The 24763-nt window shown below is 35.1% G+C and carries 26 protein-coding genes, 1 pseudogene and 1 riboswitch; of the genes and pseudogenes, 16 read left to right on the forward strand and 11 right to left on the reverse strand.

Annotation, left to right across the window (positions count from 1 at the left end; genetic code table 11):
• The first annotated feature begins 8 nt into the window (after nucleotides 1-8).
• Genes ACX5JI_RS23110 through ACX5JI_RS23125 form a run of 4 tightly spaced genes read left to right on the forward strand, consistent with a single transcriptional unit; the run spans nucleotide 9 to nucleotide 4368 of the window.
• Nucleotides 9-1013, forward strand: a complete 1005-nt coding sequence (locus ACX5JI_RS23110) for an ABC transporter permease (RefSeq protein WP_459503347.1) — start codon at nucleotides 9-11, stop codon at nucleotides 1011-1013.
• On the forward strand, nucleotides 970-1980 hold the full coding sequence (locus ACX5JI_RS23115) for an ABC transporter ATP-binding protein (RefSeq protein WP_459503348.1): 1011 nt from the start codon (nucleotides 970-972) through the stop codon (nucleotides 1978-1980). The genes ACX5JI_RS23110 and ACX5JI_RS23115 overlap by 44 nt, the downstream gene beginning before the upstream one ends.
• Nucleotides 1977-2750, forward strand: coding sequence for an ABC transporter ATP-binding protein (locus ACX5JI_RS23120; RefSeq protein ID WP_459503349.1), 774 nt, complete (start codon nucleotides 1977-1979; stop codon nucleotides 2748-2750). Before ACX5JI_RS23115 ends, ACX5JI_RS23120 begins: the two co-directional genes overlap by 4 nt.
• Nucleotides 2751-2763: 13 nt before the next feature.
• Complete coding sequence (locus ACX5JI_RS23125) at nucleotides 2764-4368, forward strand: peptide ABC transporter substrate-binding protein (RefSeq protein ID WP_459503350.1); 1605 nt, start codon at nucleotides 2764-2766, stop codon at nucleotides 4366-4368.
• A 37-nt stretch (nucleotides 4369-4405) separates the two neighbouring features.
• Here ACX5JI_RS23125 and ACX5JI_RS23130 read toward each other — a convergent pair whose 3' ends face one another.
• Nucleotides 4406-4873: a YusW family protein gene (locus tag ACX5JI_RS23130; protein WP_459503351.1), complete on the reverse strand. Its 468-nt coding sequence runs from the start codon at nucleotides 4871-4873 to the stop codon at nucleotides 4406-4408.
• 181 nt (nucleotides 4874-5054) lie between these two features.
• Here ACX5JI_RS23130 and ACX5JI_RS23135 point away from each other — a divergent pair, with 181 nt between their 5' ends.
• Nucleotides 5055-5636, forward strand: a complete 582-nt coding sequence (locus tag ACX5JI_RS23135; protein WP_459503352.1) for a TetR/AcrR family transcriptional regulator — start codon at nucleotides 5055-5057, stop codon at nucleotides 5634-5636.
• 55 nt (nucleotides 5637-5691) lie between these two features.
• Nucleotides 5692-6831 carry a YhgE/Pip domain-containing protein gene (locus ACX5JI_RS23140; protein ID WP_459503353.1) on the forward strand — a complete coding sequence of 380 codons (1140 nt, stop codon included), beginning with the start codon at nucleotides 5692-5694 and terminating at the stop codon, nucleotides 6829-6831.
• Nucleotides 6832-6876: 45 nt separating this feature from the next.
• Here ACX5JI_RS23140 and ACX5JI_RS23145 read toward each other — a convergent pair whose 3' ends face one another.
• Nucleotides 6877-8517, reverse strand: coding sequence for a peptide ABC transporter substrate-binding protein (locus ACX5JI_RS23145; protein ID WP_459503354.1), 1641 nt, complete (start codon nucleotides 8515-8517; stop codon nucleotides 6877-6879).
• A 142-nt stretch (nucleotides 8518-8659) separates the two neighbouring features.
• A riboswitch (SAM riboswitch) is annotated at nucleotides 8660-8764 on the reverse strand.
• Between the two features lie 276 nt (nucleotides 8765-9040).
• Nucleotides 9041-9847 (reverse strand): pyrroline-5-carboxylate reductase, encoded by an 807-nt coding sequence (gene proC / locus ACX5JI_RS23150; protein WP_459503413.1) that lies wholly within the window; start codon nucleotides 9845-9847, stop codon nucleotides 9041-9043.
• A 77-nt stretch (nucleotides 9848-9924) separates the two neighbouring features.
• On the opposite strand from proC, the pseudogene ACX5JI_RS23155 reads away from it, so the two are divergent.
• Nucleotides 9925-10023: pseudogene (locus ACX5JI_RS23155) on the forward strand (nicotinamide riboside transporter PnuC); the annotation flags it as partial.
• A gap of 89 nt (nucleotides 10024-10112) precedes the next feature.
• Here the strand turns inward: ACX5JI_RS23155 and ACX5JI_RS23160 are convergent.
• From ACX5JI_RS23160 to modA, 3 genes are all read right to left on the reverse strand, one after another.
• Nucleotides 10113-10964, reverse strand: a complete 852-nt coding sequence (locus tag ACX5JI_RS23160) for a GRP family sugar transporter (protein WP_459503355.1) — start codon at nucleotides 10962-10964, stop codon at nucleotides 10113-10115.
• 510 nt (nucleotides 10965-11474) lie between these two features.
• Nucleotides 11475-12152: a molybdate ABC transporter permease subunit gene (modB, locus tag ACX5JI_RS23165; protein WP_459503356.1), complete on the reverse strand. Its 678-nt coding sequence runs from the start codon at nucleotides 12150-12152 to the stop codon at nucleotides 11475-11477.
• Between the two features lie 5 nt (nucleotides 12153-12157).
• Entirely contained in the window at nucleotides 12158-12964 is an 807-nt protein-coding gene (gene modA, locus ACX5JI_RS23170) for a molybdate ABC transporter substrate-binding protein (RefSeq protein WP_459503357.1), read from the reverse strand.
• A gap of 159 nt (nucleotides 12965-13123) precedes the next feature.
• Here modA and ACX5JI_RS23175 point away from each other — a divergent pair, with 159 nt between their 5' ends.
• Entirely contained in the window at nucleotides 13124-14044 is a 921-nt protein-coding gene (locus tag ACX5JI_RS23175; RefSeq protein WP_459503358.1) for a helix-turn-helix transcriptional regulator, read from the forward strand.
• Between the two features lie 65 nt (nucleotides 14045-14109).
• Here ACX5JI_RS23175 and ACX5JI_RS23180 read toward each other — a convergent pair whose 3' ends face one another.
• Nucleotides 14110-14217 carry a DUF3948 family protein gene (locus tag ACX5JI_RS23180; protein WP_459503359.1) on the reverse strand — a complete coding sequence of 36 codons (108 nt, stop codon included), beginning with the start codon at nucleotides 14215-14217 and terminating at the stop codon, nucleotides 14110-14112.
• 254 nt (nucleotides 14218-14471) lie between these two features.
• A complete protein-coding gene (locus ACX5JI_RS23185; protein WP_459503360.1) occupies nucleotides 14472-15338 on the reverse strand; it encodes a LysR family transcriptional regulator in 867 nt (288 codons plus the stop codon).
• A gap of 137 nt (nucleotides 15339-15475) precedes the next feature.
• Here ACX5JI_RS23185 and ACX5JI_RS23190 point away from each other — a divergent pair, with 137 nt between their 5' ends.
• The 8 genes from ACX5JI_RS23190 to ACX5JI_RS23225 all read left to right on the forward strand — a co-directional run bounded on the left by ACX5JI_RS23190 (nucleotide 15476) and on the right by ACX5JI_RS23225 (nucleotide 22114).
• Nucleotides 15476-16444, forward strand: a complete 969-nt coding sequence (locus ACX5JI_RS23190; protein WP_459503361.1) for a DMT family transporter — start codon at nucleotides 15476-15478, stop codon at nucleotides 16442-16444.
• 34 nt (nucleotides 16445-16478) lie between these two features.
• The gene (locus tag ACX5JI_RS23195; protein WP_459503362.1) at nucleotides 16479-16619 is read left to right on the forward strand and encodes a YrzO family protein; all 141 of its coding nucleotides are present in this window, start codon (nucleotides 16479-16481) and stop codon (nucleotides 16617-16619) included.
• A gap of 354 nt (nucleotides 16620-16973) precedes the next feature.
• Nucleotides 16974-17579, forward strand: a complete 606-nt coding sequence (locus ACX5JI_RS23200) for a lysophospholipid acyltransferase family protein (protein WP_459503363.1) — start codon at nucleotides 16974-16976, stop codon at nucleotides 17577-17579.
• Nucleotides 17580-17934: 355 nt separating this feature from the next.
• Complete coding sequence (locus ACX5JI_RS23205; protein ID WP_459503364.1) at nucleotides 17935-18435, forward strand: YybH family protein; 501 nt, start codon at nucleotides 17935-17937, stop codon at nucleotides 18433-18435.
• 112 nt (nucleotides 18436-18547) lie between these two features.
• Nucleotides 18548-19624, forward strand: coding sequence for a hypothetical protein (locus ACX5JI_RS23210; RefSeq protein ID WP_459503365.1), 1077 nt, complete (start codon nucleotides 18548-18550; stop codon nucleotides 19622-19624).
• A 68-nt stretch (nucleotides 19625-19692) separates the two neighbouring features.
• Complete coding sequence (locus tag ACX5JI_RS23215) at nucleotides 19693-20670, forward strand: LacI family DNA-binding transcriptional regulator (RefSeq protein WP_459503366.1); 978 nt, start codon at nucleotides 19693-19695, stop codon at nucleotides 20668-20670.
• A 160-nt stretch (nucleotides 20671-20830) separates the two neighbouring features.
• Nucleotides 20831-21160: a PH domain-containing protein gene (locus ACX5JI_RS23220; RefSeq protein WP_459503367.1), complete on the forward strand. Its 330-nt coding sequence runs from the start codon at nucleotides 20831-20833 to the stop codon at nucleotides 21158-21160.
• Between the two features lie 117 nt (nucleotides 21161-21277).
• Nucleotides 21278-22114: a YitT family protein gene (locus ACX5JI_RS23225; protein WP_459503368.1), complete on the forward strand. Its 837-nt coding sequence runs from the start codon at nucleotides 21278-21280 to the stop codon at nucleotides 22112-22114.
• 31 nt (nucleotides 22115-22145) lie between these two features.
• Here the strand turns inward: ACX5JI_RS23225 and ACX5JI_RS23230 are convergent, their stop codons facing one another.
• The 3 genes from ACX5JI_RS23230 to ACX5JI_RS23240 are packed head-to-tail and all read right to left on the reverse strand — an operon-like array spanning nucleotide 22146 to nucleotide 24719.
• Nucleotides 22146-22595 carry a precorrin-2 dehydrogenase gene (locus tag ACX5JI_RS23230; protein WP_459503369.1) on the reverse strand — a complete coding sequence of 150 codons (450 nt, stop codon included), beginning with the start codon at nucleotides 22593-22595 and terminating at the stop codon, nucleotides 22146-22148.
• The gene (locus ACX5JI_RS23235) at nucleotides 22588-23298 is read right to left on the reverse strand and encodes a sirohydrochlorin chelatase (protein ID WP_459503370.1); all 711 of its coding nucleotides are present in this window, start codon (nucleotides 23296-23298) and stop codon (nucleotides 22588-22590) included. The genes ACX5JI_RS23230 and ACX5JI_RS23235 overlap by 8 nt, the downstream gene beginning before the upstream one ends.
• The gene (locus tag ACX5JI_RS23240) at nucleotides 23295-24719 is read right to left on the reverse strand and encodes a uroporphyrin-III C-methyltransferase (protein WP_459503371.1); all 1425 of its coding nucleotides are present in this window, start codon (nucleotides 24717-24719) and stop codon (nucleotides 23295-23297) included. Before ACX5JI_RS23240 ends, ACX5JI_RS23235 begins: the two co-directional genes overlap by 4 nt.
• Nucleotides 24720-24763: the final 44 nt, after the last annotated feature.

Here is a 24763-nt window from a genome sequence, read left to right on the forward strand (position 1 = left end):
GGATTTAGATGAGTGCATATGAAATTGATGAACAGCTCTTGTCTAGTGAAGAGAAGAGAGCACTAACAGCAAATCAGAAGCAGCTAACAATTAGCCGAAAGAAAGAAGTATTTCAAAAATTTATTTCAAATCCAATTGCAATTTTTGGAACAGTTATATTAGTTTTCATTATTCTTTTTTCGCTTATAGGTGAAAGCTTAACTTCGTTTAGTGCGAATGAGCAAATAAAAGAAGCAACAAACTTGCCGCCTAGTAGTGAGCATTGGTTTGGTACAGATGACCTAGGCCGAGATATTTGGGCACGTGTTTGGGCTGGTGGGAAAATTTCATTAACAGTTGGATTGGTCGCAGCGGTACTTGATATCGGAATGGGAGTACTAATTGGTGGTCTTAGTGGATATATAAGAGGGCGCAATCGTCTTGGAACGTGGATTGATGAATGGATTGTAAGAGGAATTGAAGTGTTATATGGTATCCCGTATTTGTTAATTGTTATTTTATTATTAATCGTTATGAAACCTGGACTTTTTACAATTATTATAGCTCTTGCATTAACGGGATGGATTGGAATGGCACGACTGATTCGTGCGCAAGTGCTTTCGTTGAAACAAAGGGAGTTTGTAATTGCAGCTGAACGATTAGGTACATCGCATATGAAAATTATCTATCAGCACTTAATTCCAAACTTAACAGGAATTATTATCGTAAATTTATCATTTACAATTCCAGCTGCTATTTTCTCAGAATCATTTCTTAGTTTCATAGGACTTGGAATCCAATCTCCAGCGGCAAGCTGGGGAACGATGACGAACGATGCACTAGGAACGTTGTTAAGCGGAGAATGGTGGCAACTCTTTTTTCCAGCATTAATGATTGCGTTAATTATGTTTGCATTTAATGCGATTGGTGATGGTTTACAAGATGCGATTGATCCAAAAATTGTGAAGCAAAATCGAAAGGGGAAAAAACATGGAACAGCTCTTATCTTTAGAAAACGTAACGTTAGCCGTTGAGAAAGAGAATGATAAGCAGGCGATTGTAAAACATGTTTCCTTCTCTATTGAGCAAGGTGAAATTGTTGCACTCGTTGGAGAAAGTGGTTCAGGGAAAAGTGTAACGGCACAGTCCATTATCGGATTAAATCAAGATTCAATTCATATTGATGAAGGGAAAATCTCCTTTCAAGCGGGTGAACTAACGAGTTTGCAAGAATCCGAGTGGAATAAAATTCGAGGGAAAGATATTTCATTTATATTTCAGGATCCACTTTCATCTTTAAATCCAACGATGAAAGTTGGAAGACAAATTACGGAAGTGATTTTGCAACATGAAAAGAAATCAAAGAATGAGGCAAAAAAAATTGCGATTGGATTGTTAAGTGATTTAGGAATACATGAACCTGAAAAACGATTTGAGCAATACCCGCATCAGCTAAGCGGAGGAATGAGACAACGTATTTGTTTAGCAATTGCTTTTGCTTGTCATCCAAAGCTTGTTATTGCAGATGAACCGACCACTGCACTAGACGTAACGATTCAAAAACAAATTATGGGTTTATTAAAAGAACGAAAAGAAAAGCAGCAAACTAGCATTTTATTAATTACTCATGACCTTGCTCTCGTACGCGAGGTGGCGGACCTAGTTGTTGTAATGTATGGAGGGCGTGTTGTTGAAAAAGGTGCGATTCAAGAAGTAATTGAATCACCACAGCACCCTTATACGAAAAGTTTATTACAAGCCATTCCAAATATGGACGATTCAGAAAAGGTGCTTCGGGCAATAGAAGGAACAACACCATCAATTGAAATATTAAACAGTTTTGGATGTCCATTTGTAAATCGTTGCCCGGTTGCGATGAAGGAGTGTATCGATCGTTTCCCAGGAGAGACCGCATCTTCACCGCAGCACGTTTCGTATTGCTGGAAGCATATGACTGAACAAAGCAAAGGTAAATCAAAAGAGAAGGTGAACGTCTCATGACAACGGATTTCATTACAGTGCAACAAGTAACGAAAACATATGGAGATAAAGACAGGGAAATCACCGCTTTAAAGGATATCTCGCTATCAATACAAAAAGGTACAACGCTTGGGATTATAGGTGAAAGTGGTTCAGGAAAAACAACACTTGGAAAGCTAATCGCTGGAATTGAAAAACCTTCGTCTGGAGAGATTGAGTATAATGGCAAAGTTGTTCATACGCTCAAATCAAAGGGAAAACGTAATTTTTTACAAAAGGTACAATTTATTTTTCAAGATTCTACCGCGGCTTTAAACCCACGCTGGAAAGTTAGGGATAGTGTTACAGAAGGCTACATTTCATTTGGATTAGGCGATAAGAAAGAAAAAGATAAAGTTGCTGGTGAAGCATTAGAGCGTGTTGGATTAGATAGACGATATATTGATCGTTATCCACATGAATTCAGCGGTGGACAACGTCAACGTATTGCAATCGCAAGGGCGCTATTATGTGAACCTGAAGTGTTAATACTAGATGAGCCAATTTCAGCATTGGATGTATCTTTACAAATTCAAATTGTTCATTTACTGCAACAAATTCAAAAACAACAAGGCTATACATATTTATTCATCGCTCACGATTTACCGATGGTTCATTATTTATGTGAGAAAGTAGCGGTCTTATACAAAGGAGAACTTGTTGAATTTGGCGATACGGACGAAGTATTCCGTAACCCACAACATTCTTATACAAAAACATTATTACAATCTACACCAAAAATTTCAGGTTAGGGGAGAATGCAGGATGAAGAAGTTTTTACTTTTTGCCATTATAACAGTGTTAGCGATTGCTTCTGTCGGTTGCGGTAAGAAAGAAGCATCGAAAGCAAGTGCTGGTAAGGGAGATCGTTTCGTAACGAATATTAGTAGTGATCCTTATACATTGGACGCAGCGATCGCAACAGATAGTACATCTGGTTACGTAATTGATCATTTATTTTCAAGCCTATATAAAAAAAATAGTGATGGAAAAATAGAAAATGAATTAGCTGAAAAAGAGGAAGTAACCGCAGATGGAACTGAATATACAATCCATTTAAAGAAAAATATGAAATGGTCAGATGGTTCCCCTGTTACTGCAAATGATTTTGAATTTGCGTGGAAGCGCCTGTTAAACCCGAAAACAGGGGCTATGAATGCGACCGAAATGTATTTTATTAAAGGAGCAGAAGCATATAACACTGGGAAAGGAGAAGAAGGACAAGTTGGTATTCAAGCGGTAGACGCTCAAACATTAAAAGTGGCGCTTGAGCATCCAGTCGCTTCTATAAAACAAAAACTGGCAAGTTCATTATTTATTCCGCTTTCGAAAAAATCAATTGATGATAAAAATAAATTAAAAACAGATCCAAAAGAATTAATTACAAACGGACCATTTACATTAAAAGAATGGAAGCATAATCAAGCAATTATTTTACAAAAGAATAAAGAATTCCACGATAAAAAAGTGACGTTGAAAGAGTTAGAGTTCCGTATTATTCCAGATACAAAAACGGCATATCAATTATATAAATCGAAAGAATTAGATTTATTAATCGGCTTGCCACAAGAAATGATTGAGAAAGAAAAAGGAAATAAAGAATATAAACGTATTGCAGATTTTTCATCTTATATTTATTCATTTAACGTAGAAAAAGAGCCATTTAATAATGTGAAAATTCGTAAGGCATTTGCGCTAGCACTTGATCGTAAATTTATCGTTGAAAAATTATATAAAAATAATGCGCAAGAGGCATATGCATTTGTTCCAGAGGGAGCAAAAACACAAGGTGGCCGTGATTTCCGTAAAGAAAAAGGTGATTATTTAAAATTTGATGTGGCAGAAGCGAAAAAATTATTAGAAGAGGGTATGAAAGAACAGGGTTGGTCTAAGCTGCCACAAGTAACGTTGAAATATACAACCGATACACAACATAAAAAAGTGGCGGAAGCAATGCAAGAAATGTTTAAGAAAAACTTAGGTGTAGATGTATCGTTAGAAAATAAAGAATGGAAAAGTTATATTGATACGTATAAGCAAAGTGACTTCCAATTAGCTTATATGGGATGGGGTGGTTCTGTACTAGATCCAATTACGAAATTAGAATTGTATGCAGGTGACGGTCCGAATAACTATGCAAAATGGCATAATAAAGAATTTGATGCGTTAGTGAAACAAGCAAATGTTGAACAAGATGAAGGTAAGCGTTTTGACTTATTGCATCAAGCAGAAGATATTATGTTTGCAGAGACACCGTTAATTCCAATTATATTCCCTTCTGATTCTTATTTGCAGAAGAAATCTGTTTCTGGTATCGAGTATTATATCGGTTCTAGTCCGGATTTACGCTACGCGAAAGTTGAAAAGTAAGTAGAAAAATAAAGAAGTAGGCAAATTGCCGACTTCTTTATTTGATTTCTTTCTTATACTCTTTCTTTGTTCCATCAGAGAAAACAACTTCTAAATCAAACTTTTGATAGTCTTTATCAAGTTGGAATACGTCTACAACTTGATCAATTACTTCTTGGTCAGGTGTATCTTTATCAAACTTTAGCTTTTGTAGAAGTGGACTTAGTTTTGAAAATGCTTCGTCACCTGTTAGTCTTGCATCTGTTTTATGGTCCTCAATTTTTGCTTCCATCTTTTGGTTAGCATCTTTATTTTTGTAGTCAGCTTCATAATCTTTTTTCGTATCTTGATAATCTGCATCTAAATCAAATTCATTGAAGTTTAGTTTTAAATCCGCAGGTGCTTCATTTTTTGCATTTTCTGTTGTCTTTTTTTCAGAAGTTGTATCTTCTTTAACAGGCGCCTTACAACCTGTTAATACAGGTACTAGCATAAGTGCTAATAAAGTCGAAAGTAAAATTTTCATCGTATATTCCTCCTTATTGTATCTTTCTATACAAGTTTTTCCTGATTTTGTGTAATTATGTATGTGCTTTAAATAAATTATTTTCCTTATACTATTTGATTTAAAAAACGGATTGACAATATTTAGAAAAGTTATATAATCTAAATGTAAGTGATCACTTGCATATGGAAGAGAGGATTATATGGCGCGCTCAAAAACAGCAGAAAAAATTATTCAAGCAGCAATTGAGTTAGTAAAAGAAAGAGGATATAAAGCAGCAACAACAAAAGACATCGCAATGCGTGCTGGTGTCAATGAAGTCACGATATTTCGCCATTTTAAAAACAAAAAGGGCATCATTGAAGCAGCCGTTTATGAATTTTCATATGTACCGCATTTAAAACAGTTTTTACAAACAGAAATTGTGTGGGAATTAGAAATGGATTTGAAGAATTTAGCAAGGCACTATCATACATTTTTGAACGAAGTGAAAGATATCATTTCAATTGGTATACGCGAAGCAGGTGAATTTCCTGAACTAGATGATGAAATTGCGAAAATACCAAAAGGATTAAAAGAAGAATTAATGATTTATTTTGCACAGATGCAGCAAAAGAAAAAAATCATTGATACGAATATTGAAGCGCAAGTAATGAACTTTATATGGATTAATTTTGGTTACTTTCTATCTAAATTGCGCTTTGAAAATCGACTTACAGAGATTGATGATGAGAATTTTATTGAGAATAATATAACTTTATATGCTAGGGCATTGAGACCCTAGTATTTCTTTAAAATAAAATGCAAGTGTGCACTTGCTTGCAAGGAGGGGGAGACAAATGAATACATTGAAACAGTTTTTAAAACTACCAGGTACGTATGTAGGAATTGTTGTGGCGTTAGCTTTCCAGCTTATCTTCTTTTGTGTATGGCTCACAGCTTATGATGGAGTGAATGAAAGAGCAGATCAAATGCGTATCGCTATTGTAAATGAAGATATGAACATGGGAAGTAAAATAGCAGAAGGCTTACAGAAAAAATTACCGTTTCAAGTGAATGAAGAAAAGTCCATGGAAAAAGCAAAAGAAGAGATAGATAATCATGTATACGATATGATTATTGAAATTCCGGCTTCTTTTTCAAAGGATATAGCTGAAAAAGGAAAAACAGATTTACGGTTTCATATTAATCAAGCAAACGCTATGATGGCAAAGCAGATGATGGAAGGAGCTGCGAAACAGGTTCGTGACAATGTAAGTAAGGAGATATTAGGTTATAAGCAGCAAGCGATTGCTGGGAAGTTACAAGCTATGGGGCCAGAGGGGATAGAAGCAATAAAAGGTTTAACCGAAGATTCAGTTGGGTTTACAGTTTATAAAGTACATGATGCAAAAGGATTTTCAGCAAACATGGTTCCACTTATGATTGTGCTAGCTTCATTTGTAGGGGCGATGATTATGAGTATGGAGATATCTAAAGCAGCAACACAAGTAGAAGGCGGTTGGAGCAATTTTCTATCAAGACAAATCATTAACAGTACAGTATCCATTCTACTCTCATGCATTACGATCGGTTTAATGAAAGGATTCCAAATTGAAGTGCAAGAAACAATATGGCACGTCTGGATCTTCCAAACAACGGTTTTCTTTGCATTCTTATCATTAACACAAATGTTTCTTACTCTATTCGGAAATGCGGGTATGCTTTTTAATATTATTTCACTTTCATTGCAACTCGTTAGTTCTGGTGTGATGGTACCACATGCCATGTTATCAAAAACATATCAAATAATTGGTGAATTATTTCCCGCGACATATGCGGCGAATGGTTATTTCACAATAATATTTGGCGGTGGGAACTTAAAAGAGAATATTATCTCTCTATTATTTATAATTTTTATTACACAAATTATAGCATTAGTTGTTGTGGGGATATCAGTCATATTGAAAGGGAAAAGACAGGTGGTAAAAGAAGTATAAAGCAAAAGGGCATCTTTTCGAAGGATGCCCTTATTGCGAAGTAGATTACTTTTCAATTTTTGCCCATTTAAAGTTTAGTTGACCTGCAAAGTCTACTTGAACGATGCCTTTTACGTAAGAACGTTCTAAGTAAGACTCACCTTTTTGATACAACGGAGCGATTACAGTATCTTTAAATAAGATTTTTTCAGCGGCTTGTAGAGACTCCCAGCGAGCTTTTTCGTCTCCGGCTAAGTCAGTTTTAACCTTTTCAATGACACTATCAAATTCTTTGTTAGTGTAATGATCTAAGTTATAAGGGTTGTTTGTTGTGAAAAGTTCTAAAAATGTAATTGGATCCGCAAAGTCTGGGCTCCAACCATCGATGCCAATTTCATATTCACCTTTTAACAGCAACGATACTTGTTGTTTACGTGGCTGTGTTTTTATATTTACTGTTAATCCATCTAGAGTTTTTTCTAGTTGTCCTTTTAAAAATTCACCTGTTTTTTTATCAAGATCAGTATCGTTTGTCAGTAATTCTAATGTTATTTTTTCTGAACCTAGTTCTTGTTTTGCTTGTTTCCATAATGCTTGTGCTTCTTTTGGATCAACTTTCGTTAAATCGCCATTTATAGATCGGAAGTCCTTGTTATCAGGTCCTTTTGCGAAGTTTTTTGGAATGAGACCATAAATAGGTGTGGCTCCATCATTTAACAATGTATTTACAAAGGATTTTCGGTCGATTGTTTTATCGATAGCTTGACGCGCATGAACATTTTGTAAAATTTTATTTTGCTGATTCATGCGTAAAAATTGTACTCCTACGTTCGGACGTTCTTTAAAGTTTGTATCTTTACGGTATTTATCAACAAAATCAGATGTTAGTTTTATACGGTCTAGTTGTTTTGATTCAAATAAGTTTATTTCTGTTGATTTTTCTTTTACAACATTAAAATTAATTTCTTCAAGCTTTACAGTACCTTTATCCCAGTAGTTAGCGTTTTTCTTAAATTTAAAACTTTGTTCATGCTTCCAATCGCTTAATGTAAAGGCACCATTATAGATAATCTTATTGTCTTCTAAGGCGTACTTATCACCTTGCGATTTGAAGAATTCTTCATTAATCGGTAGGAATGTTGGGAAGGCTGTTAAACTAATAAAGTATGGTACAGGACGTTCCAATTCAACCTCAAAGGTGTGGTCATCAATTGCCTTCACGCCGAGTTGATCAGCTGGAAGCTCTTTACTATTAATTTTCTTCGCGTTTTTAATATCGAAGAATAAAAATGCATATTCAGAAGCTGTTGCTGGATCGACAGCACGTTGCCAAGCGAAAACAAAGTCTTTTGCTGTGACAGGGGTACCGTTTGACCATTTTGAATCTCGTAAGTGGAATGTATATTTTGTTTTATCTGCGCTTACATCATGAGATTTGGAAACTCCAGGTACTGGTTTATTCCCTTCGCCAAGATTATATAAACCTTCAAATACATTTCTCATTACTTGACCAGAGTCAGTATCTGTTGCGCGAGCAGTATCCATTGTACGGATTTCCGTAGGAGATGATAAGTTTAAAACTTGTTTATCAGGTGCTGTATCTTTTGCCTTTGTCGCACTCGCATCTTCTCTATAACTCCCGCATCCTGTTAATAAAATACTTGCTCCTAAAACAGATGCGACAGTAGGTACAAATTTCTTTTTCATGCTAAATTCCTCCCTAAATTGTTTAGTTATTAAAAATAGTTGATGAACAATTTATGAGGGAAATAAAAATTCCCTCTTTTCTTATCCAGAAAGAGGGAATTTAGTTTATAAGGAATGTACTCATATATAAACGAAGTCCCTCATTCTATCTTTCAAGCGTAATGCTTGCAGGAAGTGGCACAGTATTCAAAGTGAACCTGTTGCCGAGGTTTCAAAGGGCCAGTCCCTCCACCTCTCTTGATACAATGAGTAAACATAGTGATCTATATTATTTTTTTGTTTCTTTGATTATTCAAAATATTACACCTCGAGCAATTAACTGTCAATAAAATGAAATATTGTTTTAATTTTCAGTTTTTAATACCCTTGAAAAAAGGAAATCCGTTAGTTATTTATGTAGTGGATTTCCTGATTAAAAATTAAAGGTATGCATCTTTTTAGTAATACGGTTTGTAACAATTTCTTCTTCACCAGTAAAGCACTTGAGTCAAAGTATTTTCACACCTTTATGGAACTTTGTAAGTTATGATTTTTCCCTAGCTTTTTTATTTGTTGCTTCAATTGCTTGGTGCATCATCTTTGAAAAATTATATTCATATAAAACTTTTAACCCTTCTGCAGTTGAACCGCCGGGTGTTGTTACTTGTTCACGAAGCATAGTTGGGTCTTGTTCTTGCTCTAGCATAGCAGCAGAGCCAGCGATCATTTGAATAACAAGGTGTTTTGCTGTTTTTTCATCGATTCCGTATTTTTTTGTTGTTTCAATTAAGCTTTCAGTAAAATGATAAAGGAATGCAGGCGCACTTCCAGTAATAGCGGTAAGTTGATGCACTTCTTCTTCGGTACATAGCTGTGCTGTGCCAATTCCTTTTAAAAGTAGTTGCAATGTTTCTTGCTGTTCTTCATTTACGAAATGCCCCATTGCATATAGAGAAATAGATTTTCCGATTGTTGCAGCTGTATTTGGCATAATCCAGGCAACCGGCGTACCTTGAGGAAGCTTTTCTTCTAAATAAGACGGACCAATGCCAGCAGCAACTGTTACAACAAACTGATTGGTGAGAAGAGGTGATAACTCAGCTAACAATTGATCATGCGCATATGGTGGCATTGCTAACACAATTGTATCGACAGCCGGGATGGATTGCTGCCAATCATTTGTAATTGAGACACCATATTGCTGTTTGAGTTGCTTCAGTTTTTCTATATTACTTCGGTTGGATACAATAATTTCTTCAATGTGTTCTTTACTCGTTTTGAGAAGTCCAGCGAAGATTGCTTCTGCCATACGACCGGCACCAATAAATAAAATTTTATTTTTCTTTGGCATATCCATTATTCCTTCCTACTTCGAATGTGTATAAAAAACGATAACATCTTTGAGAGATATTTGTAAAAAGAAATGGTTTATATAATGTTGTTAGTATTGTCATTTACATTTTGACAGGTTTATATGTGATGTGAATTCTTGTTGTAGTCAATTTATTTTTATGTATAGATGGATAGTTAGAATGGAAGTCAAATGACAAAAGAAGAAATTTCATTAGTTAAGAGAAAACCCCCTAAGCATTTCTAATGCTTAGGGGGTCTTTAATTTATGCTTTTGTCATACCAAGTAAAACAGCGCCACCTATAATTAACACACTACCTAGTGCAATAAATACCATTTGGCGTTTTGTTTTCTTTTCTCCTAAGAAGACAATCGCGCCGAATGTAGAGATGACGATACCAGTTTGAGATAATGGGAAGCTTGTTGCTACTCCAACTTTCGGTAATGAAAGTAGTAAGAATAAGTTTCCTGTTCCCCATAGTAAACCAGATAAAGCATTACGAACTGCATATTTGTTAAATGGTTTATGTTTAGATGTCAGTACAACTGCCCCAACAAACATACCAACTGCTTGTGGTAAAATAGCAGACCAACCATCAATATTGTACCAACGAATGATAATAACATATACAAGATAACCAAAAGTAGAAACAATTAGTGTTAACAGTCCATTTTTTAGTTGTCCTGGTGGTTGTGCATTTTCTTTATCGTCTAGTGAAGTAAAGACAACACCAAGTACAATTAATAGGATTGCAATCGTTCCCAGAATGATCGTAGTAGTAGTAGTCCATTCACGAAAAGCGATAACACCAAAGATAGAAGTTGCAACAAGTTGCATACCAGTAGAAATCGTTACAGTTGTAGAAACACCGAGTTTTTCAACTGTTTTTAATTGGTTTACTTGTCCTAATGCCCAGAATAAACCTGAAATAAAACCAACAATTAAGATTGTCATCGTTAAAGCTGGTTGAGTAAAGACGTACATAATTGTTGCGAAGAATAGAGCACCAATGGTCATACCTACCGTTTGGCTATATGCACCACCGCCCATTTTTACGCTTACTAATAAGATGTTTCCCCATGCAATTGCAGGAAGAAGCGCTAATAAAATGTCCATTACAAGACTCCCTTCGTTTTGTTATACCGATATAATGAAAGTCCGTTCTACCGATCGGTAATTTCCCACCTAAAAGTAGAAGATTACCGATCGCTAAAACAGAATGAAGAATTTGCAATATAAATGCGTTTTCATTTCTTCATTTTTTCAAACACCTCCATATAATAACAGGAAAGTGCCCTTTTTAGAAAGTAAATTCAAATAGAATGTATATTGTTATAAATATCAAAATTCTGTTATTTTTTCACAATAAAAAAAGACCTCAATTTGAGGTCCTTTTATAAAGGGGAAGGATAAAGTTACTTAGGGATTTTTAACTAACAGGAAGAGGGGGGGACAATCCAATTCCTATATGCTTTATCTTATGTCCTAATTATATGGAATATAAGTAATCATAACTATCGAATTAGCTTACAGTAAAATTACAAATTTGTAAGGTGAGAATAAATTGTTCCATTCTACAAAACAATTTATTTTTCGGGAAATAAAAAAGTAGCTTTTTGTCGAAAGCTACTTTAAAGAAGTAATTCTCTTATTAATGAATTGAATGCATAGTAAGAAAATGAATGACATACTAACCGTGATGATAACGAGTGTCCAAGCAATCTGCATATTACTTGCATCAATTGCCATGTAAATGGCTGTGGGAATCGTTTGTGTTTTTCCTGGAATATTACCAGCAAACATAAGTGTTGCTCCAAATTCACCAAGTGCACGGACAAAGCTTAAGATCATTCCACTAAGTAGTGCAGGGAATGCAAGTGGCAATGTGACATGTAAGAAGACTTGATATTCATTAGCTCCAAGGTCACGAGCGCCATCTTCAATTTGTTCGTTTGCAATTGAAAATCCCGTTTTTGCCGATTGATACATAAGAGGAAATGAAACTATTGTTGAAGCGATGACAGCAGCCCACGATGTAAACATAATAGGTTGTTGAAATAATGATTCAATCCATTTACCAATGGGGCTGTTATTTCCGAAAATAATAATGAGAAAGAATCCAATAACAGTTGGCGGAAGTACCATTGGTAATAGAAAAATGGTTTCTACTAACACCTTATAGCGCCATGAAGAGCGAGCTAATACTCGTCCGATAACTGTCCCAAAAATCATAACAATAATGGTAGCGAACCCAGCTACTCGTAAGGAAAGAAAAACAGGTGGCCAAAGTGTATCAAACACCATAAGAATTAAGGTAAAATTGTAAATCCATATTTTTTAAAGATGTCTTGTGCCTCTTTTGACTGTAAATATTCATAGAATGAAGTAGCCTCTTTCCTATGCTTAGATTCTTTTATAATCCCTACTGGATAGTGGATTGGTTCGTGAGAATTGGCCGGTGCTGCAGCTGTTATTTTTACTTTATCTGAAATGAGAGCATCCGTTTTGTATACAATTCCAGCTTCCACATTCCCTGTTTCTACATATGTTAATACTTGGCGGACGTCTTTTGTAAATACAATTTTGTTTTGAAGGTCGTCCCATAGATTTTCATGTGTAAGAGTAGCTTTTGCATATTTTCCAGCTGGTACAGATTCTGGTGTACCAATTGCTAATTTCTTCACTTTGTCATCTTTTAACTCTTGAAAAGTTTTAATGGAGCTTTCTTTTGGAACGACTAAAACAAGTTCATTTCCAAGAAAGTTTTTTCCTTCTTTTTCATTAATAAATCCTTTTTTTACAAGTGTTTGAAACTTATCTTCTGCTGCAGAGAAGAATAGATCAGCAGGAGCACCTTGTTCAATTTGCTGCTGAAGTGCACCGGAACTACCAAAGTTAAAGGAAAGTTTGATGTTTGGTTCTTTTTGTTTATATTGCTTTTCGATTTCTTTGAAAGCATCCTGTAAACTTGCAGCTGCGGATATTGTAAGTTCAACTGTTTTGTTTTCTTTTGCATTTGTTTTTTCTTTCTTTTCTCCATTTGTACAAGCGGTACTAAATAGAAGAAGGAAAGAAAGCATAAATACCCCAATGTACTGTAATGTAAATTTGTTCATACATATAATCCCCTTTCTTTTTACCATATTAATTATAACTAATTATATTTAATTATAAATAGTTATAATTAAATATAATGTGAAATAAATCACTTTTTGAAAAAATAGGAGAAACTTTTTTTCTTTGTTACAATGAAATGAGAAAGTGAGGAATCGTCTATGGATCATTATTCCTACACAACGGAAGAAGTAGCAAACCGATTGAAAGTTTCAAAGTTAACAGTTTATGATTTGATTAAAAAAGGTGAACTGCCTTCTTACAGAGTTGGTAGACAAATGCGTATCGATGCTGCGGATTTAGAACAATATATTAAGCAAATGAAAACAGGGAAAGTGCAAGATACTTCTATAAATTTAGAGAGGAAGAATAGAGAATTGTCCCATGTAATTAGCGGACAAGAACTTACATTGGATATGCTAGCAAAACATCTTGAAAGATTTTTGCCAAGCTCTAATATTCTTCGGGCTTATCAGGGGAGTTTAATGAGCTTAATTAAAATGTCTCAAGGAGAAGGAAGTATTGTCAGTTTACATTTGTTTGATGGAGATACGAGGGAATATAATATTCCATACGTAAAACGAATTTTAGTTGGACAGCCATATATTGTAATGAACTTATTAGCGAGAAATGTTGGATTTTATGTTCAAAAGGGAAATCCAAAAGGAATACGAAAGTGGACTGATTTGAGTCATTCATCGATTCGGTTTGTGAATCGTGAAAAAGGATCGGGAATTCGGGTACTAGTAGATGAACAGGTGAGAATTCAAAATGTAGTGAAAGCAAATATTCCAGGATACGATTGGGAGGAGTCTAATCATCTTGGGGTTGCCTCGCAAATTGCTAATGGTAAAGCAGATGTTGGCGTCGGGGCAGAAAAGGTAGCACAAATTGTGAATGTAGATTTTATTCCACTTATGAAAGAACAATATGATTTGGTAATCTTAAAAAATAAAGAAAATGAACAACTTATTGAGGCTGTAAAAGAAATATTGCAATCTGCAGAATTTCAAAATGAATTACGAGCAATTGGTGGATATGATATAAGTAAAACAGGTCAAATTATATATGAAACAAATTGAAAAAGGCTGCTTGTCCATAGGACGAGCAGCCCTTTTTCTATATAAAGGGGTTAGGGGAAATGATTTTATAGGATCAGTCCTTGAGCTAGTAGGCAAATGAAAGCTGTAAGAAGAGCTGCGCCGCTTGCAAGTCCGATAAAGTCCAATTTGTTAAATGTGATTGTATGATTCATGTGTAACTCTCCTTATTTGTTTAAAGTTGTAGCAACTGCTTTTGCATCGATTAGGGCGGATAACACCATGCCCATTGTATGTAAGAATGTATTTGTTTTCATTTTGTTCATCATGCGTATCCGCTCCTTTTCAAATGTTTGTTGCCCTATTTCTGTCTTCATTATATGAAATAGAGACAGGGGTAACTATCGAATTAGCTTACGGGAGAATTACAGTTTTGTAAGGAAAAAAGACATTCGTGTAAGAATGTCTTTTAAAGCATATTTATATGATGATGTTCTTCGATCGTTTTTAAAAAGCTGCGCATCGAATTTGTCATATAGGCATCTTTCCGGCGTATAAAGACAGTTGAAATGCTCCCGTATTTTTCAGGAATTGGATGACAGTGAACTTTCCCTGTAGTAGAAAGATGCCTAACAGCTGATTGCGGCACGAGTGTAATCCCAAGACCAAGTGCAACGCTGTTTAAAATAGTCTCTAATATGTTAAATTCCATAATTCTTTTTGGGAGCAAGCCTTCATCTTTGAGCCATCGTTCTAATTTTGAGCGATATCCACATCCTTGATTAAAGACGAGAAGTGGCGTCGTGATAAATTCTTCTATATGAAACGCTTTATTTTGTGTTACGAGAACGAGTCTTTCTGTACATACATCATATTGTTCTAAAAGTGGATGCTTAATAGGCCCCGATATAAATGCACCATCTAATTGGTGATCAATTACCTCTTTAATAAGTGCTTCTGTTAAACCGGCTTGTAGTGATAAATCGACATTTGGGTATTTCTTGTAGTAAGAAGATAGGATAGTAGGTAATGTACTTACTGTTTCGACTGTACCAATTTTTAAAATACCGGATGGAGTCTCACTATCTAGAAATATTTGTTTTAATTCTTCAACATCCAACAAAATTTTATTAACATAAGCTAGCATTTTTCGGCCTTCTGCGTTTAATGTCATCCCTTTTTTATGCCGATAAAAAAGCGATGTTTTGAGCTCGTTTTCTAATTGTTTAATACGTGTTGTCACGTTGGATTGCACATAATTTAATTCTTTTGCTGCTTTGCTGACACTTCCGTGATTGGCAACATATTGGAAAATTTGTAAGTCTCGAAGTTCCATGAACATTCCCCCTTGATGCTAAATATCATTATAAATGATGTTTAGCATCATTTTGAATCATTTTACGTGATATGTTTTTTCTTTTAAAATTTTCATTGCGCAATGCATCGAGATTTACATAGAATCGGGGGATTACGGTGAGAAAAGGTCAAATGATAATAGGCGCTCTGGCATGTTTAACCGCAAGTATGTCATGGGGAGCAATGTTTCCAGTGGCAGATCATGCACTAGAGTATATAGATCCATTTTATTTTTCGTTCATTCGTTACGGAGCAGTAACTCTTCTGTTAGTTTTATTATTATTGATGAAAGAAGGTAAGAAGGCATTTCGTTTAGAAGGGAAAGGAAAGTTACTCGTTTTCTTCGGAACGATGGCGTTTACTGTATATAATGTGTTTGTTTTCTTAGGTCAAATGTTAATGGGAAAACCCGGTGTTATGGTAGCGTCTATTATGGAGGCGCTTATGCCGATGATCTCGATTGGTATCCTATGGGGATATAAACATATAAAACCGAAGAAGTATATGATTACAAGCATGGTAATTGCTTTTGTTGGAGCTATTTTTGTTATTACAAAAGGTAATATGAGTTTCTTTCTTACATTGAAAGATAACCTGTTTTCACTCGTATTTATTTTTATTGGCGTTGTGGGATGGGTAATTTATACGATGGGTGGTCAATCATTTCGTGACTGGTCTACACTTCGTTATTCAACATTGACATGTGTATTTGGCACAGGGGTAACCGGTATGATAACAATTATGTTGACAATGATGGGGTATGTGCCGGTGCCAAGTGTAGAAACGCTTTCTATCGTCAAGTATGATTTATTATTTATGATGACATTACCAGGTATTGTAGCGCTGCTCGCTTGGAACTATGGTGTGAAAATTTTATCATCTATTAATGGGATTTTATTTATTAACTTTGTGCCAATTACTACATTAATCATTATGATGATGCAAGGGTATAAAATAACTATTTTTGATATAGTAGGAACATTACTTGTTATTACAGCTCTTATTCGAAATAACGTATGTCAGCGTAAAGAAGAAAATAGGAATAAGAAAATTTTACAAGAGGAACAGTTGCGCCAGGCTGTCTAATAGATAATGGGACAATATATGTGGAGGATTTTATATGTTAGAAAGTTTATTGTTTTTCTTTGCTATTGGAATTGCCTGCGAACTTGCAGCAATTAATCGAAATGGTCGTAAGAAGATAAAACAACAAGCTGAAATGATAAAGCTTTTAAAAGAATTACATGAAAGAAAAGCATAATAAGAAAGACGACCGGGCATAGACGGTCGTCTTTCTCTTACTATCTATATAAAGGGGAAAGGGGACACAAATTTATATGAGCATAGTAGCTATAAATGAAAGCTGTAAGAAGAGAAGAGCCACTAGCAGGTCTGATAAACTCTCCTTATTTGTTTAAAGTTGCCTTGTTTCTATCTTAATTATATGGAATATAGACAGGGATAACTATCGAATTAGCTTACAAGAGGATTACACTTTTGTAAGGATTAGTGTTTGAAATTATTACTTATTTTTATTACCAACTACTAAAACTTAGTGTTATAATCGGTGTAAGGAAATGAACAAATTTTGAACATGTAGAAGGGAACGAGTGAAATGTATAAGCCAATTACATTTTTATTGAAATATATATTTAAAATCGCTGGAAAAGTAGAGGTATATGGAAAAGAAAAATTGCCTGAAGGTGGACCATATGTTGTTGCTTGTACACATACAAGTTTTATGGATGTGTTAATGTTAGCAGCTGGGATGTATCCGACAGAAATTCATTATATGGCGAAAAAAGAATTGTTTGAAAGTAAGTTTACAAATTGGTTTTTTAAGAATGTGAATGCTTTCCCGGTGGATCGTGCAAATCCAGGACCAAGTACACTTAAAATTCCATCGCGGTTATTAAAAGCAGGGAAAGTAGTCGGGATTTTTCCAAGCGGAACGAGATCGACAGAGGATGTTTCCTTAAAAGCAGGAGCTGTTACGATTGCGATGCGTTCTAATGTTCCTTTAGTACCGGCAGCTTACGTTGGACCATCAAGTGTAAAAGAGTTAATTAAGGGGAAGAGGGCGCAATTGATTTTCGGTGATCCAATTCAAGTGGAAGTGGGAGAAACCATAGACAGAAAAACAGCGATGAAAATGATGACGGATCAATTGAATGAAACATTTGAAGAATTAACAGAGACATTAAAAAGAAGTGACAAATAGAGAAAGACGACCGGGTATGAACGGTCGTCTTTTCTATTGCTATCTATATAAAAGGGAAAGGGGACACAAATTTATAGGAGCGTAGCAACAGATTTCGCATCGATAAGAGTAGATAGCACCATGACCATTGTATTTACGAATTTGTTTGATTTCATTTTGTGCATCATGTGTATCCGCTCCTTTTCGAAGGAGTGTTTGTTACTTTCTGACCTAATTGTAGGAAATATAGGGAGGAGTTACTATCACATTAGATTACAAAAGAATTACAATTTTGCAAGGAGGAACCAATTCTAATAGTCATTTTTATGATAAAATACATTTGTGGAATATTAAGGGAATTAAAAGGGGGAACATCATGGGAGAGTTAAATAAGAAAAAATATGGGGTATTAGCTTGTATGGTTTTAGCATTAGGGATAAGCGGTTGTAGTGCGGAAAAAAAGAAAGAAGATGAAAGTGCAAAAGCAAAAAAAGAGATAGAACAGGTAATCTCAGACCAAGTAAAAGCAATTAATCGTAAAGATGTTGATGATTATATGCAAGCATATTCTAAAGATATGTTTACATATGACGCAATAAAAAAAGAGTACGAGACTTTAGTAGATGAGTATAATATCAAACTTACAGTTGATCGGGTACAGGTTTTATCTATTAATGATAAATATGCAACGATAGAGGCAAAAACAACAGCTAAAAATAAGGATAAGAGTGTAGCATATACGGATAATGTTGTAAAGATGCGTTATGTATTAGAAAAAGAGAAGGATAAGTGGATTATTACAAGTCAAGGGTTGCTAACTGCTGAGACATTGGATGGGGAATCTTTAATACAAGAGAGAAATGGGAAAGAATCTTAATATTTAAAATAGAGGGAATAGGGCAAGTCTAGCGATATTGTGTATGAAATAATCAAAGAAAAAGTTAGATTATAAAGTAACTATGAATTTCATAAAATAAAGGGGATTTAATATGAGAAAAGTAATATATGTAAAGTGGGGAATGTCGTTATTAGCCGGTGTCTTATTACTTGGAACTATGGGATGCTCAACAAAAAGTAATGCAAAACCTAAAGAAAGTAATGTGGAAAAAGAAGTGAAGCAAACGTTAGAAGACAATACAGAAGCATTTAACCAAGAAGACTTAGATAAATATCTAGATACACTTTCGAGTAAAGTTTATAGTTATGAAATTTCAAAGAAAACAACAAAACAAATATTTGAAGCATTTGATTTAAAAGCTAGTTTAAAAAAGGTTAAAGTACTTTCTTATTCTGATAAGTATGCAACTGTAGAAGTGAAGCAAGAAACAAAGAGTAAAAGGAAAAATGAGCATTATACAGATAATGTAACAGAAGCCGTACATACACTCGATAAAGAAGGGGAAAAATGGAAAATAAAAAGTACGTCAATAAAATCAATCAAAACATTGGATGGAAAAGAAATTAAATCTCTAAATGAATTGTTTTCAGCGGATGGAAATAAAGGTAGTACAAGTTCTTCAAAATCCCCTGTTGCTGAAGATAAAGCAAAGGATAGTTTAAAGGAGAAAGGTAACCAAAATCAACCTCCTCAATCCAATGAAAGTATGAGAGCGAAATATGTAGATAGACCTGATACTAAGGGCGGAACAATTATAAATGGAAACCGAATTGATTTTGACGGATATGCTGTACAAATTCTAGAAGGCGAATTTGATTATAAAAAGTTAACTGGTGATCGAATTACGCTAAAAGTCAGAGTTGAGAATCGAACTGGGCTGAAGATGAATATGTATCCAAACAATACGGTTATTTTGCAAGATGGTAAACAAATTTCTCCATTAGATCGCGACAAGTTACCGATAGTAGATGATGCAGAGGTTCAAGATGGTGAGGCGAAGGAATATATCATTAGTTTTCCGATGATTGAGGCAAAAGAGTTTGCGATTAAATTTATAGCTGGAGGAGCTCGTGTAGGTGATAAACCAGGTCGATATGAGGAACATGTATTTATCTACCAGCCTGAAAAGCAGGAGCAAGATAGCAAAAAGGATGTAAATACGTTATAAAAGAAGGAGAAGGTTATCATATGATAACCTTCTCCTTCTTTTATAAGATGTGGGAAAGAGGTGAACGTATGACTAATATTAGGGATATTGCAAAGCTAGCAGGTGTGTCAGTTACAACTGTTTCAAGAGTTCTAAACCATCATCCGTATGTAAGTGAAGCAAAACGACAGGCGGTTTTAAATATAGTTGAGAAATTGAATTACTCTCAAAATGCAAATGCAGTTCATTTATCAAAAGGGAAAACGAATATTGTTGGTGTAATCTTGCCTTATATTAATCATCCTTATTTTGACGCAATGGTTGGAGGAATTATGGACGCGGCATTAGCTCATAATTACCGAGTACTTCTTTGTCAAACGAATTATGATTGTAAAGAAGAAATGGAAAGTTTACATATGCTAAAAAGTAAGCAGCTAGATGGGATGATTATATGCTCGCGCTCTAATGAATGGGAAGTAATTGGACAATATGCAACATACGGATCGATTATTGCTTGCGAGAGTACGGATACTATAGGTGTATCAAGTGTTTATACAAATCATTTTGGAGCTTTCCAGTTAGGAATGAGTTATTTAATTGACAAAGGATATAGAGAAATTGGGTATTGTACGGGAAGGAAACAAGGAGCAAGTAGTATAAAAAGGTTGGATGCTTACAAGAAAAAGTTACAAAAGATAAGTGAAGAAATGGTAGAAGAATGGATTTTTACAGAATGTTTTACATTAGAGGATGGTGTAAGGGTTGCACATAAGTTAAAAGAGATGGAGCATGTTCCTGAGGCGTTATTAGTAGCTGGGGATGAAGTTGCTATTGGAATTATGACAGAAGCTAAAAAATTAGGTATAAATGTTCCACAGGATTTAGCGATTATTAGTTTCGATAATCAACCCATTTCCCAAGTGTTACAAATCACAACAATTGATCAACATGTGAAAGAGATGGGTAAAAGCGCTTTTGAACTATTTTACAAACAAATAAACAATGATGAGTGGAAACAAGAAAAAATAGAAATTCCTTATAAGTTGGTAGAGCGCTCTACTGTTTAGTTGAAATCCGTTATGTGTAATGGCATATAACGGATTTTTTTGAGAATATATTTGACCGGAAACGCGTTTCATACTTTATAAATAAGCTATACCGGTTATGTAGTAATCCATGGATTCTTTTCAAATGTTACGATAATGAATTGAATTTGGAGGAATATTCATGAATGAACTATTATTGAATGTGAAAAAATATGTAGAATCTGATGAACAAATTTTATCTTTTGTGGTAGGAGTATTTGAGAAGGATAACTTTGTCTTTTCATACCAACAAGGTATATTTGTTGCTACAAATAAGAGGATTCTTTTTTATGGGAAGTTCCCGTATTATCCTATAACATTCGAAGAATACTCGTATTTTTGTATAGATGATGTAGAAATATTTCCACGGTTAGTTTTTATTCATAATAGAGAAGTTATAGTGGCTAAGTATATTCAGGCGGGGAACGTGAAGAAGTTTGTTGATACGATTAGAGCGAATTTAAATAACTAAACAAACGTTTATTAAAACATAATTATATAGGAGTTATAAGAAAAGGGTGTGGTAAAAACTATTTCTATACCTCTGTAAGATAGTGATACAATGTCAAATGGAGGGAGGTTACAACTTATGTTTAATCAACGAATGAAAGAAATTGCATTAATTACAATTGGTTCATTGTTATTTGCAATCGGTATTAACTATTTTGCAATTCCAAACCGTTTATCGGAAGGGGGAATCATCGGTTTAACAGTCGTCACCTATTATTTATTTGGATGGTCACCGGGGATTATGAACTTTGCTTTCAATGCGGTTCTATTAGCTATTGGTTATAAATTTTTTGATAAAAAAACGATGGTTTACACAATCCTCGGTATTGTAGAAACCTCTTTGTTTTTATATGCTACAGAACATATTGGACACAGGGTAAATAGCGATACGTTATTAGCAGCTTTGTTTGCCGGGTTGTTTGTTGGTATTGGATTGGGCTGTATGTTCCGAGCAGGAGGTACGTCTGGAGGATCAGCAATTTTAGCACAATTAGCGAATCAATATTTAGGGTGGAGCGTTGGAAAAGGTGTTCTTATTATTGATATTGTGGTAATTGTAGGATCGGTATTCATCATTGGACAAGAAAAAGCAATGTATACGCTCGTTGCGGTATTTGTCGGAGCAAAAGTAATTGACTTCATTGTAGAAGGAATTAATACGAAAACAGCAGTTACAATTATATCAAGTCAACCAGACTTAATTCGTGAAACGATTACGAAACATATGACACGCGGTGTGACTGTCCTAGAGGGACGCGGGGGTTATACTGGGAAAAATAAAGAAGTACTATATGTCGTAATTAATAAACAAGAGCTTGTAAAATTAAAGCAAGTAATCAGTAACGTGGATGAAGATGCGTTTGTTGTTATTCATGATGTAAGAGATGTACTTGGCGGTGGTTTTAAAGCAAGCTAAAAAGATGAATGAGTGGATTCGTTCATCTTTTTTATTTTATAATTTGAGGAAGGATCTGCATTAGTTTTTCTTTTATCCGTTTTGCAAAGGATGGGTTTTTACCAGAAGTTGAGATGCTTATAACATATTCACTGTTTCGAATGATTGCAGGTGTATGAAAGGATGACTCTGTCCCGTCACTTACGATGTTCACCCATTGAAAATCGTGTGCAGCTTGTTTGACCATCATATTTACATTATGATGATTTGTTGCAGCATAGATGAGATGGGCATCTTTAATATCTTCTTCTGTAAATATTTTTTTCTTCCATGTAATATAAGTAAGATTCTTCATTTCTTCACACATATAGGGGCTCACAACAGTGACATGAGCTCCCGTGTTTTCTAATCCAGCTGCCTTTCGGTATGCAATTTTCCCACCACCGATAATTACAACGGTTTTGTCTTGTAGATTACACATAATAGGGTAGATGTTATACATGTACATGTTCCTCCATTCGATCTAATAAAGCGGACTTCATATAGGAATCAAATTGAAGACAGTTACAAGTTGTAACGTTAGCGTACTTTTTAGTATGCCGATTTATTTTTTGAAGTAATAACCCAGTGAAGAGAAGATAGGGCATGACATATACATGTCTTACAGATGCTGCCTTTTCCTTGAGTACATCAGTAAAAGAAGGTGTTCCCTTTGTTAAAAAGGAACAGGAAACAGGTAGGCAGAGTGTTTGTTCGACTGCTTCTCCAATTCGTCTTAATTCATGTATAGGCTGAGAATCGCTACTACCACGGCCGACAAGTACGATTTCACTATTTGCTATTGGCGTAGTTTCACGTATTCGTTTTACGATAAGTTCAATCATAAGCGGATGCGTACTGAAAGGTGGTACAACTGAAAATGTAATGTGTGGATAGAGCTTTTGCACTTTTTTAATTTCAAAAGGGATGTCACGTTTATAATGGGCTGCTGCAAATAATAGAACGGGGACAATTAAAATCTCCGTTGCGCCATCTCGAATCGCTTCTGTAACTGCATCCTGAACAGTTGGTGTTGTTAGTTCAAGAAATCCGACTTTTTGGATACTTTCGCTTCGCTCGTTTATAACGGACTTAACAAAGTGAATGAACTGTTCATTGCCTTCTTGTAATCGACTACCATGTCCAATATAAACGATGCCTTTCATCCTGCCACCACTTCTTTCTCATCGATGATAGCTTGCAGCTGATGATCGATATTCTGGAATCCAACCTTATTTGCATATTGTAAGGTAGGTTCATCCGCATATGAAAATGGCAAATGAAGAATATCCAGGAAACCAAGGCGGTTTACTTCTGTTATAAATGTATCGATTGCAGCGCGTCCTTCAAATACAATACTATCCCATGCAAATTCAGTCAGTGTACGTGTATGAATTTCATCAAAACGATGATCAATTTTATATTCATGTGTCATTATATGAGAACCAGCACCTATTTTTTCTTGAATGATGGCAATGCGGTTGATATTTCGTCCTAAGTAAACGCTTGTTTCGGTTGAGAATTTTGCTGATTTGCTTAATAAGCCATACTGCATAAGTGCTTTTTGGGTAGCGCTATTCATATGTTGTAGTGTTACTTGTAAGGAACGAATATCTTTTTGATGTTGTGCACATGATTGGAATAAGATTGCTACACTTTCAGGTGAGCAGACAACAAGGCGCTCAGCCTTAAAAATTTCATTAATCTGCGCAGGTGTTAATACACATTCTTGTTTTTTGAAAACCGGTATTTGATATATTTCTGCTCCAGCTGCTTGTAATCTTTGCGCTAGTATGCTCGTTTTGTTTGTTGCAGAGGCAAATAAAACTTTTTTTCCGTGTAGTGATTTGCGTTCTTGCCAAGCGATTTGTTTACGTAAGGATACAACCTCACCAACAATTGTCATCGAAGGATTTGAAATATGTTCTTTCTTTACGGAATCAACGATCGTAGCGAGTGTACCTGTAACAACTCGTTGTTTTCCAGTTGTACCCCACTCAATGACCGCTACGGGTGTATTTTTTTCTCGTCCTGTTTGTAATAAGTTTTCACAAATAATCGGTAGATTTTTAACGCCCATATAAAAGGCAATTGTATCGCTATTTAAGAGGGAGCTGTAATTTACTTGTTCGCTAATTGCACCTTTTGTATGACCAGTTAGCAACGTTACACTATTGCTGTGGTCTCGATGGGTAAGAGGAATACCGGCATATGCACTAGCAGCAATGCTAGATGTAATACCTGGGACAATCTCATATAAAATATTTTCTTCAGCTAAAGCGGCAGCTTCTTCGCCAACACGGCCAAAAATAGATGGATCCCCGCCTTTTAAACGGACGACAGTTTTACCTTCTTTTGCAGATTGGATTAAATGTATGTTAATCATTTCTTGTCGCATAATATGATTTTTAGGCATTTTTCCGCAATAGACGAGTTCGCATGTTGGCTTCGTATAGCGAAGTAAATTTTGATTCAATAAGCGGTCATATAAAACAACATCTGCTCGTTTTAGGCAATCGACAGCTTTTTTTGTAATAAGTCCTTCATCGCCAGGTCCTGCACCAACTAAATATACGTATCCTTTCATCTCTACACCTCATCTATTTTTACTTGAAAGGAAGCTGAAAAAGG

Source organism: Bacillus sp. C1, from assembly GCF_054570475.1.

Bases quoted from the DNA above. Each gene is read 5' to 3' on its own strand.
- ACX5JI_RS23110 (WP_459503347.1), top strand. From the start codon at position 9: ATGAGTGCATATGAAATTGATGAACAGCTCTTGTCTAGTGAAGAGAAG.
- ACX5JI_RS23115 (WP_459503348.1), top strand. From the start codon at position 970: ATGGAACAGCTCTTATCTTTAGAAAACGTAACGTTAGCCGTTGAGAAA.
- ACX5JI_RS23120 (WP_459503349.1), top strand. From the start codon at position 1,977: ATGACAACGGATTTCATTACAGTGCAACAAGTAACGAAAACATATGGA.
- ACX5JI_RS23125 (WP_459503350.1), top strand. From the start codon at position 2,764: ATGAAGAAGTTTTTACTTTTTGCCATTATAACAGTGTTAGCGATTGCT.
- ACX5JI_RS23130 (WP_459503351.1), bottom strand. From the start codon at position 4,873: ATGAAAATTTTACTTTCGACTTTATTAGCACTTATGCTAGTACCTGTA.
- ACX5JI_RS23135 (WP_459503352.1), top strand. From the start codon at position 5,055: ATGGCGCGCTCAAAAACAGCAGAAAAAATTATTCAAGCAGCAATTGAG.
- ACX5JI_RS23140 (WP_459503353.1), top strand. From the start codon at position 5,692: ATGAATACATTGAAACAGTTTTTAAAACTACCAGGTACGTATGTAGGA.
- ACX5JI_RS23145 (WP_459503354.1), bottom strand. From the start codon at position 8,517: ATGAAAAAGAAATTTGTACCTACTGTCGCATCTGTTTTAGGAGCAAGT.
- proC (WP_459503413.1), bottom strand. From the start codon at position 9,847: ATGCCAAAGAAAAATAAAATTTTATTTATTGGTGCCGGTCGTATGGCA.
- ACX5JI_RS23160 (WP_459503355.1), bottom strand. From the start codon at position 10,964: ATGGACATTTTATTAGCGCTTCTTCCTGCAATTGCATGGGGAAACATC.
- modB (WP_459503356.1), bottom strand. From the start codon at position 12,152: ATGGTGTTTGATACACTTTGGCCACCTGTTTTTCTTTCCTTACGAGTA.
- modA (WP_459503357.1), bottom strand. From the start codon at position 12,964: ATGAACAAATTTACATTACAGTACATTGGGGTATTTATGCTTTCTTTC.
- ACX5JI_RS23175 (WP_459503358.1), top strand. From the start codon at position 13,124: ATGGATCATTATTCCTACACAACGGAAGAAGTAGCAAACCGATTGAAA.
- ACX5JI_RS23180 (WP_459503359.1), bottom strand. From the start codon at position 14,217: ATGAATCATACAATCACATTTAACAAATTGGACTTTATCGGACTTGCA.
- ACX5JI_RS23185 (WP_459503360.1), bottom strand. From the start codon at position 15,338: ATGGAACTTCGAGACTTACAAATTTTCCAATATGTTGCCAATCACGGA.
- ACX5JI_RS23195 (WP_459503362.1), top strand. From the start codon at position 16,479: ATGTTAGAAAGTTTATTGTTTTTCTTTGCTATTGGAATTGCCTGCGAA.
- ACX5JI_RS23200 (WP_459503363.1), top strand. From the start codon at position 16,974: ATGTATAAGCCAATTACATTTTTATTGAAATATATATTTAAAATCGCT.
- ACX5JI_RS23205 (WP_459503364.1), top strand. From the start codon at position 17,935: ATGGGAGAGTTAAATAAGAAAAAATATGGGGTATTAGCTTGTATGGTT.
- ACX5JI_RS23210 (WP_459503365.1), top strand. From the start codon at position 18,548: ATGAGAAAAGTAATATATGTAAAGTGGGGAATGTCGTTATTAGCCGGT.
- ACX5JI_RS23215 (WP_459503366.1), top strand. From the start codon at position 19,693: ATGACTAATATTAGGGATATTGCAAAGCTAGCAGGTGTGTCAGTTACA.
- ACX5JI_RS23220 (WP_459503367.1), top strand. From the start codon at position 20,831: ATGAATGAACTATTATTGAATGTGAAAAAATATGTAGAATCTGATGAA.
- ACX5JI_RS23225 (WP_459503368.1), top strand. From the start codon at position 21,278: ATGTTTAATCAACGAATGAAAGAAATTGCATTAATTACAATTGGTTCA.
- ACX5JI_RS23230 (WP_459503369.1), bottom strand. From the start codon at position 22,595: ATGTATAACATCTACCCTATTATGTGTAATCTACAAGACAAAACCGTT.
- ACX5JI_RS23235 (WP_459503370.1), bottom strand. From the start codon at position 23,298: ATGAAAGGCATCGTTTATATTGGACATGGTAGTCGATTACAAGAAGGC.
- ACX5JI_RS23240 (WP_459503371.1), bottom strand. From the start codon at position 24,719: ATGAAAGGATACGTATATTTAGTTGGTGCAGGACCTGGCGATGAAGGA.